The organism is Actinophytocola sp. (assembly GCF_035712165.1).
Lineage (GTDB): Bacteria > Actinomycetota > Actinomycetes > Mycobacteriales > Pseudonocardiaceae > DASYTH01.
In genome coordinates, this window is the sequence record NZ_DASTBH010000125.1 from 1 (window position 1) to 12,453 (window position 12,453).

Here is a 12,453-nt window from a genome sequence, read left to right on the forward strand (position 1 = left end):
TGAAGCCGAGGATCACCGCCAGGCCGTAGGACAGGTAGACCAGCTTCGACAGCAGGCTGCCCAGCAGGAAGTACAGCTGCCGCAGGCCCATCAGCGCGAACGCGTTCGCGGTGAAGACGAGGTACGGCTCCTGGGTGAGCCCGAAGATCGCGGGGATGGAGTCGAGGGCGAACAGCAGGTCCGTCGAGCCGATCGCGAACATCACGATCAGCATCGGGGTGACCATGCGCTTGCCGTCGATCTTGACGATCGAGCGCGCGCCGTGGAAGTCATCGGTGACCGGGAGGATCTTGCGCAGTCCCCGCAGCGCGAAGTTCTCCTTGAACTCGTCGTCGTGGCTGGTGCCCTGCCGCGCGAGGTTCACCGCCGTGACGATCAGCACGACCGCGAACAGGTAGAAGACCCAGCTGAACGCGTGGATGGCGGCGGCGCCGACGGCGATGAAGATGCCGCGCATGACCAACGCGATCACGATGCCGACCAGCAGCACCCGGTGCTGGTGGATCGCGGGCACCTGGAACGCCGCCATGATGATGACGAACACGAACAGGTTGTCGACCGAGAGCGAGTACTCGGTGATGTAGCCGGCGAAGAACTCACCGGCGTGCGTGCCTCCCGAGAAGTACCAGAGGCCGAGCCCGAACACGGCCGCACAGGCCACGTAGAACACCACCCAGCGGGCGGCCTCGCCGATGGTCACCTCGTGCGGCTTGCGATCGACGATGACCAGGTCGATCGCCAGGAGCAGGAGCAAGCCACCCAGCGTTGCGATCCAGACCCACGCGGGGATGTTCATTCAGTAAACCTCCGGTATGTGGGCGCGCGCCGACACCCGGAGGTCTCTTCCGCCAGCGGAAACTGCCGGCCGACGGCGCCGGGACCGTCTCCGGTCCGTGCTGACGACACCGCCGCGAAGGAGTACTCCCCTCCACTGCTTACCCAATTGTCCCTTCTCGATGCCGAGAGCACCAGACGGGGAATGGTGACACCGCGCACCCTCCCAGTTTCGAAGCGCTTGCTCGACGCCGGGTGGAGACGGCCCGACAGCACCCTCTCAGCTACTCTCAGCAAACCTCGCATACCGTCTTTCCTGTGGCCCGGATCTCCCGCCAGCGGGTTCGCTGGCTCGTGCTCGCCCTGGTCGTCGTCGTGCTCGGCTCGGCCGGTCTGGTCTGGCTGAACAGCGGCGACGCCCCCACGAGGGTGGATACCCGCGACCAGGTCATCCCAGTCGTCGACGGACCGGCCCGAACCGAACGGGTGGACCTCGACTCGACCCTGTACCTCCCGGCGCCCGACCGGCTGCCGGCGCCGGCGATCATGGTCGCGCACGGTTTCGGCGGCACCAAGCAGAGCGTGGACTCCGACGCCCGGGAGCTGGCCGGACGCGGGTTCGTGGTGCTCACCTGGTCGGCCCGCGGGTTCGGCCGCAGCACCGGCGAGATCGCGCTGAACTCCCCCGACTACGAGGTCGCCGACGCCCAGCAGCTGGTCGACTGGCTGGCCCGGCAGCCCGAGGTGGTCAAGGACGCGCCGAACGACCCGCGGGTGGGCGTCACCGGCGGCTCCTACGGCGGGGCGCTGTCGCTGCTGCTGGCGGGGCTGGACCGGCGGGTGGACACACTGGTCCCGGTGATCACCTACAACGACCTGAGCCAGGCTCTGCTGCCCAACTCGGCCACCACCGCCACGGTGCCGGCCAGTCCGGCCGCCAACGCCTTCGCCGACGACGGGGTGTTCAAGCGGTCCTGGGCCGGCATCTTCTTCTCCTCCGGCCTGGGCGGCGGCGGAGCCGACCCGACCGGCGACGCGGTCGAGGCGGGCACACAGGACGACGGCGGCAGCACCCCGGGCGGCGCGCCGCCGACGGACCCGGCGCCGGACGGCACCCGCAACCCCGCGGCCACGACCGGCACCGCCGGCATCGGACCGTGCGGCCGGTACCGGCCGGAGATCTGCCTGGCCTACGCCGAGGTCGCCACCACCGGCCGGGCCAGCCAGCGGGTCATCGACCTGCTGCGCTCGGTGTCGCCGGCCACCGTCACCAACCGGATCACCCAGCCCACCCTGCTGGTGCAGGGCGAGCAGGACACCCTGTTCGGGCTCGACCAGGCCGACGCCAACGCCCGGCAGATCAGCGCGGCGGGCGGCCCGGTGAAGGTCATCTGGTACACCGGCGGCCACGACGGCGGCCGCCCGGGCCCGGAGCTGCGCGAGCAGCTGGGCGAGTGGTTCGACTTCCACCTGCGCGGAGTCGGCGCCGATCCGGGCACCAGCTTCGAGTACGCCGTGCAGGGTGCGCTGCGCGCCCAGGGCGCGCCGTCGGTGCGCACCGTCACCGCACCCGCCTACCCCGGCCTGACCGGCGGTGACCCGGCCCAGCGGCGCGATCTGCGGATCTTCGGCCAGGAGCAGACCGTGGTCAACCCGCCGGGCGGGTATCCGGGAGCGATCAGCAACATGCCGGGGCTCGGCGCGATCATCGGCAGTTCCTCCCGGCTGGCCAACCGGGTCGCGGTGGACCTGCCGGGCCAGTCCGCCCGGTTCACCAGCCGGCCGCTCACCGCGCAGCTGCTGATCGCCGGCGCGTCCACCGTGCGCCTGCGGGTCGCGGCCAGCCCGCAGCTGCCCGCGCCACCGGGCGGCGCCGTGCTGTTCGCCAAGCTCTACGACGTCGGCCCGGACGGGGTGCGCACGCTGCCCGGCTCCGGGGTCTCCGCGGTGCGCGTCCCGGCGCTGCCGGCCGACGGCAGTCCGGTCGAGGTGACCGTGACGTTGCCCGGCATCGTCCGGCCGATCGAGGCCGACCACCGGGTCGAGCTGGTCGTCACCACCACCGACCAGGCCTACGCGACCCCCGCGCCGCCCGCGGCCTACCAGATCTCGCTGATCGACAACCCGACGCTGGCCGTCCCGCTGGTCAGCGGCTCCCGGTCCGGCACCGGGCCCCCGGTCGGTCCGCTGGTCGGGATCGGGATCGTGCTGGGCATCTGTGTGCTCGCCGCGGTGTGGGGGGCGCTGCGCCGGCGCCGGTCCATCGACGTAGACGCCGAGCTGGCCGACGTGCCGCTGGTGATCAGCAACCTGTCCAAGGCGTACCCGGGCGGCGTGGTCGCCGTCGACGACCTGTCCTTCCGGGTGGAACGCGGGCAGGTGCTCGGCCTGCTCGGGCCCAACGGCGCCGGCAAGACCACCTCCCTGCGCATGCTGATGGGGCTGGTGCATCCGACCGGCGGAACCATCCGGGTGTTCGGGCACAAGATCTACCCGGGCGCTCCGGTGCTGTCCCGGATCGGCTCGTTCGTGGAGGGACCGGGTTTCCTGCCGCACCTGTCCGGGCGGGCCAACCTGGAGCTGTACTGGGCGGCCAGCGGCCGGCCGGCCGACCAGGCGCACTTCCACGAGGCGCTGGAGATCGCCGGGCTGGGCGACGCGGTGCACCGCCGGGTGCGCACCTACAGCCAGGGCATGCGGCAGCGGCTGGCCATCGCGCAGGCCATGCTCGGACTGCCCGACCTGCTGGTGCTCGACGAGCCGACCAACGGCCTGGACCCGCCGCAGATCCACCAGATGCGCGAGGTGCTGCGCCGGTACGCCACGACCGGGCGCACCGTGCTGGTCTCCAGCCACCTGCTGGCCGAGGTCGAGCAGACCTGCGACCACGTCGTGGTGATGCACCGCGGCCGGCTGGTCGCGGCCGGCGCGGTCGAGGTGATCGTGGCCGGCGGCGGCGAGGCCACGTTCCGGGTCGGCGACCCGCAGGCCGCCGCCGAGGTGCTGCGCTCGGTGGACGGCGTGGACGACGTCACCGTGGACGGCGGGCTGGTGCACGCCAACCTGGACGGCCTGCCCCGCTCCGCCGCCATCGGCGCGCTGGTCCGGGCCGGTGTCGACATCGAGCAGGTCGGGCCGCGCCGCCGGCTGGAGGACGCGTTCCTGCAACTGGTTGGGGAGGAGCCGCAGTGAGCGAGCCGAAGAGCACCGAGTCGCTTGTGGATGATCACCAGGTGCACACCGATCCGGCGGCGATCGACGAGCTGGAGCAGGCCGCGTCGCACGAGCATCTCGCGGTGGCGGCGGACGGGTCGGTGCTGGGCTACCGGGGCGGGCGCACCCTGCGGCTGCGGGTCGAGCTCGCCCGGCAGCTGCGCAGGCGGCGCACGCAGTTGGTGTTCGGCTTCCTGGTGCTGCTGCCGTTCATCCTGTGGATCGCGTTCGAGTTCGGCACCTCGGACAACGCCCGGCGCTCGGGTGGGTTCGTCGACCTGGCCACCGCGAGCGCGCCGAACTTCGTGGTGTTCACGCTGTTCGCGTCCGGCTCGTTCCTGCTGCCGGTGATCGTGGCGCTCTACTTCGGCGACACCGTGGCCAGCGAGGCATCGTGGTCGAGCCTGAAGTACCTGCTGGCGATGCCGGTCCCCCGGCACCGGCTGATGCGGCAGAAGGCGCTGACCTCCGGGCTGCTGTCGCTGGCGGCGATCACGCTGCTGCCGGTGGTGGCGCTGCTGGTCGGGGTCATCTTCTACGGCACCGGGGAGGCGGTCAGCCCGACCGGCGACGCGATCTCCTTCGGCGACTCGATGATCGCGCTGGTGCTGACCATCTGCTACCTGGCCGTGCACCTGACCTGGATGGCCGGGCTGGCGCTGTTCCTGTCGGTGTCCACCGACGCCCCGCTCGGCGCGGTCGGCGGCACCGTGCTGGTCTCGATCCTGTCCCAGATCCTCGACCAGATCACCGCGCTGGAGGGCCTGCGCGACTACCTGCCGACGCACTACGCCTTCGCCTGGGCCGACCTGATCTCCAGCGACCCCGACTGGGAGAACATCACCAAGGGCGCCTTCTCCGCCATCGCCTTCGGCGCCTTCTTCGCGCTCCTCGCCTGGCGCCGGTTCCGCACCAAGGACATCACGAGCTGACCGGGCGCAACACAGCCGGCTCCGCCCGGCCAGTGCCGGGCGCATTCCAGGGCCGCGCTCCCTGAGGACCACGGATCGCCAGTGCTCCGCGTTCTTATGGTGAGCGGTTCGCTGGAGGTGTCATGACGTTCGAGGAGTTCGTGCGGGCGCGGCTGCCGGCGCTGTTGCGGTTCGCCACGGTGCTGACCGGCGACCGGGGGCTGGCCGAGGACGTGGTTCAGGAGGTCCTGGTCCGCGCGCACGGCCGGTGGCGGCGGTTGAGTGGGATGGCCGCGCCGGACCTGTACGTGCGGCGGATGATCGTCAACGAGTTCATCTCCTGGCGGCGCCGGTGGGGCCGGGTGGTGCCGGTCGAGACCGTCGCGCCGGTTCGGCCCGACACCCCGGACCACGCCTGGGTCCACGCCGAACGGCAGGAGCTCGCCTGGCGGCTGGCCCGGCTGCCCCGTCGCCAGCAGACCGTGTTGGTGCTGCGTTACTACGAGGATCGCACCGACGCCGAGATCGCCGAACTGCTCGGCTGCCGGCCGGCGACGGTGCGTGGCTACGCCGCCCGGGCCCTGGCCGCGTTGCGCACGGATCGACGGTCGACAGTCCTGGCAGGGGAGAAGCCATGAGGTTCACCGAACAAGACCTGCGGGACCTGCTGGTCGCCCGCGAGCAGGTGGCGGTCGAGCCCGACCGGGTGCACGCCGGAATCCGGGCGGGCGTGGTCCAGCGCCGCCAGCGGCGCACCGCGACCATCGCCGTGTCGGCGGCGTGCGCGGTGGTCGCACTCGGCGTCTCGCTCGCCTACGTCGCCGGACAACGCGAACCCGATCCCGGCGCGACCGGCGAAACCAGCAGGGTCACCGAGACGGCACCGGCCACATCCAGCCCCGCACCGCTCACCTCCCGGCCCCCGCTGGGGTTCACCTTGTCCGACAAGAACATTGCCGGCCTGGTGGTCCAGTCGATCGAGGTGGGCTCCTTCGGGCAGGCGGTGACCCTGTGGACCGCGCCCGGCCCGTCCGCGCAGGGCACCGAGTTGGACCTGTGGCTGTTCGAACCCGGCGTGTACCAACCGAACAGGGCCGGCGAAAGCCTCCAGGTGGCCGGCCGGGAGGCCTATCTCGGGACGGTGCCGTTCCCCAACGGCAACCCCGACGGCAACCCGAAGCCAGGACCGGACAACCCGGCCCTGGCCTGGCAGTACGCCGACGGCGCATGGGCGGTGCTGCAGGCCGGCTACACGCGGCAGCCCCCCTTCGACGGGTCGGCCGCCCGGGAGAAGCTGCTGGAGATCGCCGCACGGATCACCCCTGAGCAACCGCGGCACGCCCGGCTGCCCTACCGCTTCGGCTACGTCCCCGAGGGGGCGCGGGCCAGCCTCGTCGCACAGACCATGTACGGCGCGGTAACCCTGTACCTCACCACGGGCGGCAAACGGGAGCTGTTGATCCGCGCCGCCCCCGACCGGCCGGTCATCCAGAACAAACCATTGAGTCCGAACACCGACCTCAACGGTCATCCGGCCATCGTCAAACCCGGCGTCATCACCCTGTACCTCGACGCCTTCTACGTCCAGGTTTCCGGCGACCCGGCCGAATACTCCGTGGAGGAGCTGACCCGGGTCGCGGCCGGAATGACCTTCGCCACCTGGACCGACCCGACGACCTGGTTCAACGCCGCCGACGTGATCCGGTGAATCCGCCGGGGCGGCCGCGAAGCGGCCGTCCCGGCGGATACGGCGTTTGTTCGGCCGCTAGTGGGATCGGCGGCGGGTGTGGAGGTAGTCGCTGACCACGGCGGCGCCGAGGCCGTCGAGGGTGGGTGCCACGACCCGGCCGCCGCCGCGCCGGGCGATCAGGTCGACGAAGGCCGTCAGGCTGGGGTCGTCGCCGAGTCTGAACACGGTGACCGACGCGCCCAGCCCGGCCAGCGCGTCGACTTCGGCGATGGTCTTGCGCAGGGTGCTGTGCGCAGGCGGGTAGTGGAACTCGGCGGTGCCGTCCGGTTCCAGGTGCGCGGTCGGTTCGCCGTCGGTGACCACCAGGACGACCGGCGCCGCGTCGGGGTTGCGGCGCAGGTGCCGGCCGGCCAGCAGCAGGGCGTGATGCAGGTTCGTGCCCTGCTCCCACACGCCTTCCAGTCCGACCAGTTCGGCCAGGTCGACCGTGCGGGCGTGCCGGCCGAACGTGATCAGGGCCAGCGCGTCGGTGCGGAACCTGGTGGTGATCAGCTGGTGCAGCGCGAGCGCGGTGCGCTTCATCGGCACCCAGCGGCCGTCCTGCACCATCGACCACGAGGTGTCCACGCACAGCGCGACCGCCGCCCGGGCCCGCTGCTCGGTCTCGGTCACCTCGACGTCCACCACGTCGATCGAGATCTTTCCGTCCGATGTGGACGAACTGCGCAACACGGCGTTGCGCAGCGTGCGCGACACCTCCCACGGCTCGGTGTCGCCGAAGCTCCACGGCCGGCTGGCCCCGGTCGGCTCCCCCGCCGCTCCGGCGTTGGCGGTGTCCCGCTCGCCGCGCCGGGACCGCACCGCGCCGATCACGTCCTTGAGCGCGGTCTGCCCCAGCCGGCGCAACGCCTTGGGGGACAACCGCAGCGAGCCGTCCTCGGCACGTTCGAGCAGCCCGGCCGCCCGCAGCTCCCGCTCCAGTTCGGCCAGCCGGCGAGCGTCCACCCCGGCCTCGTCGCCCAACTGCCGTTGCAGGGACTCGATGTCGATGTCCTCCAGCCGGGCGCCGGGGTAGGACTGGCCGAGCTGCTCGGCCAGGGCGTCCAGCTCGGCCAGCTCCTGCATCGCCGACGCGCCCTCGCCGAGGCCGAGCGGGTCGCGGCCCCGGAACCGGGCCGAGGACGTCCAGTCCTCGCCCGGCCGCAGCGCCCGCAGGTTCGCGTCCAGGGTGGCGATCTGCTCGATCACCCGGGGGTCGCCGAACGCACCGGCCATCAGCTCGGCCAGCTCGGCCCGCTGCTCGGCCGACATCGAGTTGAGCATCCGCTGCGCCGCGGCGGCCCGGGCGGCCAGCGCGTCGATCAGCTCCTCGACGGTGCGTGGGTTCTCCGGGAAGAACTCGCCGTGCTCACGCATGAACGCCTCGAACTGCTCCCGGGTGTCCTCCCCGCGCAGGTGCGCGAGCAGCAGTTCGTTGAGGTCGGCCATCATCCGGCGGATCCGCTCGATGTCCTCCGGCCGGACGTCCTGCAGCGCCTGCTTCATCCCCTGGAACCGGGACTCCATCAGCTCCTGGCCGAGCAGGTCGCGGATCTTCTGGTAGGACTCCCGGGCCTGCTCGGAGCGCCAGTCGTAGTCGGCCAGCTCACGCACGGCCGCCGCGGTGCCCGGTGGCAGCGCGTCCAGCTGCGCCTCGCGGAACCGCGCCTCGTCATCCGGGTCGGGGAACAGCGCCGCCCGCTCGGCCTGGAGCGCCTCGTCCAGCAGCCGCCGCACCTCGGCCAGCGTGCCGTCCAGGTTGTGCCGCCGCTGGATCTCCGAGCGCCGCTGCCAGACCCGCCGGGTCAGCTCATCCAGCCCGCGCACCTCGCCGGTGCCGCGCCGCAGCAGCTCGTCCAGGGCCGAGCGGGGCGACCGGCCGTCCATGACGTCGCGCCCGATCGCCTCCAGCGCCGACCGCAGATCGACCGGCGGGGCCAGCGGATCCGGCCCGTCATGCCACGGCCCGTACCGCCACCGTCCAAATTCGACAGTCATGGCCCGTAGACCGTCAGGCCGTCGTCGGAGTCCTTCGCCAGTTTCCGGGCCAGGTACAGCGCCTCGAGGGCAAGCTCGACCGCGGCGGCGATCCGGCCGGGCGGGTCGTCGGCCGCCACGCCGCTGCGGATGGCGACGTCGTGCAGCACCGGCAGTTCCGGCAGCGCCGCCAGCACCTCGGTGGCCGGCACCCGTTCCCCGGTGGCCACCAGGTTGCCGTCCACGACGGCGCCCACCAGGGGCTTGAGATCCAGGCCGGCGAAGCGCTCGCGGGCGGTCTCGGCCACCGCACGCCGCAGCAGGTGGACCAGGTGCTCGGTCTCCCGACCCTCCTCACCGGACTCGAACTCCACCTTGCCGCGCAGCACGGCCGGCACCGCCTCCAGGTCGACCGGCCGGGCCACCGGCGGGTCCTCCCCCGTCAACGCGGACCGGCGAAGTGCGGCGGCGGCAACGGTTTCCGCGGCCGCGACGGCGAACCGGGCGGACACCCCGGAACGCTGGTCGATGGCCGTGGACTCGCGCAGGTTGCGCACGAACCGGGCCAGCACCTCCAGCAACGGGTCGCCCACCTCGGCCTGCAGATCGGCCTCCTGGCGGATCACGTCCACCTCGGCGGCCACGGTCAGCGGGTAGTGCGTGCGCACCTCGGCGCCGAACCGGTCCTTGAGCGGGGTGATGATCCGACCCCGGTTGGTGTAGTCCTCCGGGTTGGACGTGGCCACCAGCAGCACGTCCAGCGGCAGCCGCAGCGTGTAGCCGCGCACCTGGATGTCCCGCTCCTCCATCACGTTGAGCAGTGCCACCTGGATCCGCTCGGCCAGGTCCGGCAGTTCGTTGATGGCGACGATGCCGCGGTGCGCCCGTGGCACGAGTCCGAAGTGGATGGTCTCCGGGTCGCCGAGGGTGCGCCCGGCGGCCACCTTCACCGGGTCCACGTCACCGATCAGGTCCCCGACCGAGGTGTCCGGGGTCGCCAGTTTCTCGGCGTACCGCTCGGAGCGGTGCCGCCAGGCCACCGGCAGCTCGTCGCCCAACTCCTCGGCGCGCCGCCGGGACTCCGGCGTGATCGGCTCCAGCGGATGCTCACCCAGCTCGGCGCCGGCGATCACCGGCGTCCACTCGTCGAGCAACCCGACCAGCGTGCGGAGCAGCCTGGTCTTGCCCTGGCCCCGCTCGCCCAGCAGCACCACGTCGTGTCCGGCCAGCAGCGCCCGTTCCAACTGGGGCAGCACCGACTGCCCGAAGCCCACGATGCCCGGCCACGGGTCCCGCCCCGCGCGCAGCGCCGCGAGCAGGTTGTCCCGGATCTCGGTCTTCACGCCGCGCGGCAGCATCCCGGCGGCACGCAACTCCCCCGCCGTGCGCGGTAGGTCCCCTGTCTGCGTCACGCCACAACGCTACGTCTGATCGGCGGAATGGTCGACGTGGAGTAACTCCGGGTCGTCGTGCTCCGCGTGCCGGATCTCGGACCTGGCCTCGGCGAACCGCACCGACTCGAACACGTTCAGGGCAATCAGCAGCGCGGCGAGCACCCCGAGGCTGGCCAGCGCCGGCAGGCCCGCGACCAGCGGCACGATGGCCACCAGGACGCCGGCCAGCACCAACCGCTGCACCTTCAGGCCGCGGTAGCACCGCCAGGCGAACGCCACCTGGCCGAGCAGGAACATCGCCACTCCGCCGTAGGCCGCCCACAGCGGCAGGCCGTAGAGCGGGTCGGCCAGCCGGTGCCCCTTCTCGCCCGCGTACTCGAGCACCTTCTTCAGGCCCAGCGCCAGCAGCACGACGCCGACCACCATCGGCAGGTGCGTGTAGGTGAACGCCGCCCGGGCCATCGCCACCCGGTGCTGGCCGCGCGCCCGGGACAGCGCGCGCTCGGCCAGCAACGCCGCCGTGTCGAAGTAGAACCACCACAGGCTGGCCGACACGGACAGCCCGAGCGCCGCGGCGACGATGATCGGCCAGGTGATCGGCAGCTGGGCCACCCCGACGCCGATGGCCACGATCGACTCCCCCAGCGCCACGATGATGATCAGACCGTGCCGCTCGGCGAAGTGCTTGGCCGAGTTGAGCCGCCAGCCCCGCGCGCCGATCACCGCCGTGCCGCCGTAGTCGGCCGCGACCGCCGCCACCCACAGCAACGTCTGCGTCGTGCCGGACGTCTGCCCGGCGATCAGCAGCAGCACCGTGCCGCCGATCATCGTGGGGGTGAACCGCAACACCTGCCGGCGCAGCGCGCCGTCGGATCCGCTGACCATCAGGAACAGCACCACGTGCACGGTGCGCAGAACCAGGTAGCCGATCGCGAACACGGTCGGACCGGACAACCCGCCGGGTGCGTCGTCGAACGCCTCCGGGATGGTCAGCGCGATCACGAACATCGCCAGCATGGCAACGAACATCGCCAGCCGCGCGACGCCCTCGTCGGCCTTGACCACGTTGGACAGCCACGAATAGCCGACCCAGCACCACCAGACAACGGCGAGGATCAGCGCGCCGCGCAGCAACCCGCGGCCGGTGAGGTCCTCCGCCATGAACGCGGTCACCTGGGTCAGCGCGAAGACGAAGACCAGATCGAAGAACAGCTCAAGTGTTGTTGCGCTCGCACTCTCCCGAACCACCTCGACCCGGGCGCGCACCTGCCGACTCATGCGCATAGTGTCGCCTACCGTGGGCGATCGCATGGAGCTTCGCTGGGATCCGGCGCCGGCCGACTGGGTGGACGGCTTGCGGCACGCCTCGCCGGCCTACCGGTTCGCGCCGTACTTCGCCGCCGCGTTCGGCCTCGCCGCGGTGGTGCTGGTGTTCCTCGGCCAGCTCTACGCCGGACTGTTCGGCATGTTCTGCGCAGTGGTGATCGCGCTGCTGCCGCTGCTCGGGGTGTGGGTGTCGTTTCGCCGCAATCCCGTCGCCGGCACCACGATGACCGCCAACGTGGACGAGCAGTCGCTGCGCATGATGACCGTGGACGGCACCGCCTACAGCGACGTGGACTGGGCGAAGGTGTCCGGCTGGCTGGAGACCCGGCGTGGGTTCGTGCTGCGCACCGGGCCGGACCGGTCCAGCCCGTTCTATCCGGTGCCGAACCGCGCGTTCGCGCAAAGCGAGCAACGCCAACAGTTCCGAGAGCTGCTGGTCCGCCGGGTGGGGCCGGCCGAGCAGAAGTGATCTCCCCTTGAGTGCGTTCCGGGCAGGTCGCGTACCCTCGGCCACGTGTCATCTCCGAGCGCGACGTTCGTGGTGTGGTCGTCGGCCTGGTTGAGTGGGTTCGCCGCGGCCGACGACGTGTTGGATGCCTTGCAGGACTGGGCGAAGCTGCACGAGGTCGTGGCCGCGGACACGGACACCGCGACCACATTGGACATCCCGATCGCCGGCGGGCCGCCCGCGACGCCGGCGGCGCTGCTCGCCGCGCTGCGCCGGGCCGCGGCCGGGAGCGGGCGGCTGGTGCTGCCGGTCCCGGGCGACGTCCGGGGGCTCGGCCAGGCGGTGCAGTTCGCCGCCGAGGCGCTGCACGCCGGGGAGGCGGCGGTGCACGGCGCGCTGGGCATCGTGCCCGAACGGGTGGCGGACGGGGTGCTGCGCTGGACCGTCTTCGGTCTGGGGGCGCCGCCGGCGGCCCATCAGGTTCCGCTCGGCGATGCCGAGCACGAGCTCACCGGCGCGATGCGGGTGGCCGCCGGGCTGCTCACCGAGCTGGGCGTGGCCCGGCACCGCACCGGGGTGCGCGAGGAACTGCGGGACCGGATCGCCGCGGCGACCAACGTCCGCTGGCCGGAGGGCATGCCGCCGCGGGCGCTGCGGGTGCTGCAACGCGCGGTGGAGGTG

Annotated in this window: 10 protein-coding genes; 6 read left to right on the forward strand and 4 right to left on the reverse strand. The window is 72.1% G+C overall.

From position 1 onward, the window contains the following. Window positions 1–796, reverse strand: a 796-nt coding sequence (locus VFO68_RS06915; protein ID WP_325157328.1) for a TerC/Alx family metal homeostasis membrane protein, incomplete at its 3' end; no start/stop codon positions are given. 296 nt (window positions 797–1,092) lie between these two features. On the opposite strand from VFO68_RS06915, the gene VFO68_RS06920 reads away from it, so the two are divergent. The 4 genes from VFO68_RS06920 (at window position 1,093) to VFO68_RS06935 (ending at window position 6,606) form a co-directional block, all read left to right on the forward strand. Then, window positions 1,093–3,966, forward strand: coding sequence for an alpha/beta fold hydrolase (locus tag VFO68_RS06920; RefSeq protein ID WP_325157329.1), 2,874 nt, complete (start codon window positions 1,093–1,095; stop codon window positions 3,964–3,966). After that, a complete protein-coding gene (locus VFO68_RS06925) occupies window positions 3,963–4,919 on the forward strand; it encodes an ABC transporter permease (RefSeq protein ID WP_325157330.1) in 957 nt (318 codons plus the stop codon). The genes VFO68_RS06920 and VFO68_RS06925 overlap by 4 nt, the downstream gene beginning before the upstream one ends. Window positions 4,920–5,041: 122 nt before the next feature. Continuing rightward, window positions 5,042–5,536, forward strand: coding sequence for a SigE family RNA polymerase sigma factor (locus tag VFO68_RS06930; RefSeq protein WP_325157331.1), 495 nt, complete (start codon window positions 5,042–5,044; stop codon window positions 5,534–5,536). Further along, entirely contained in the window at window positions 5,533–6,606 is a 1,074-nt protein-coding gene (locus VFO68_RS06935; protein WP_325157332.1) for a hypothetical protein, read from the forward strand. Before VFO68_RS06930 ends, VFO68_RS06935 begins: the two co-directional genes overlap by 4 nt. Window positions 6,607–6,663: 57 nt before the next feature. Here VFO68_RS06935 and VFO68_RS06940 read toward each other — a convergent pair whose 3' ends face one another. From VFO68_RS06940 to VFO68_RS06950, 3 genes are all read right to left on the reverse strand, one after another. Then, window positions 6,664–8,625: a VWA domain-containing protein gene (locus tag VFO68_RS06940; protein ID WP_325157333.1), complete on the reverse strand. Its 1,962-nt coding sequence runs from the start codon at window positions 8,623–8,625 to the stop codon at window positions 6,664–6,666. Beyond that, window positions 8,622–9,962, reverse strand: coding sequence for a sigma 54-interacting transcriptional regulator (locus tag VFO68_RS06945; protein WP_325157337.1), 1,341 nt, complete (start codon window positions 9,960–9,962; stop codon window positions 8,622–8,624). Before VFO68_RS06945 ends, VFO68_RS06940 begins: the two co-directional genes overlap by 4 nt. A gap of 63 nt (window positions 9,963–10,025) precedes the next feature. Continuing rightward, on the reverse strand, window positions 10,026–11,276 hold the full coding sequence (locus tag VFO68_RS06950; protein WP_325157334.1) for a low temperature requirement protein A: 1,251 nt from the start codon (window positions 11,274–11,276) through the stop codon (window positions 10,026–10,028). A gap of 31 nt (window positions 11,277–11,307) precedes the next feature. On the opposite strand from VFO68_RS06950, the gene VFO68_RS06955 reads away from it, so the two are divergent. Then, the gene (locus tag VFO68_RS06955; RefSeq protein WP_325157335.1) at window positions 11,308–11,793 is read left to right on the forward strand and encodes a YcxB family protein; all 486 of its coding nucleotides are present in this window, start codon (window positions 11,308–11,310) and stop codon (window positions 11,791–11,793) included. Between the two features lie 45 nt (window positions 11,794–11,838). Further along, window positions 11,839–12,453 (forward strand): hypothetical protein (locus tag VFO68_RS06960; RefSeq protein WP_325157336.1); only part of this gene is annotated, 615 nt, incomplete at its 3' end.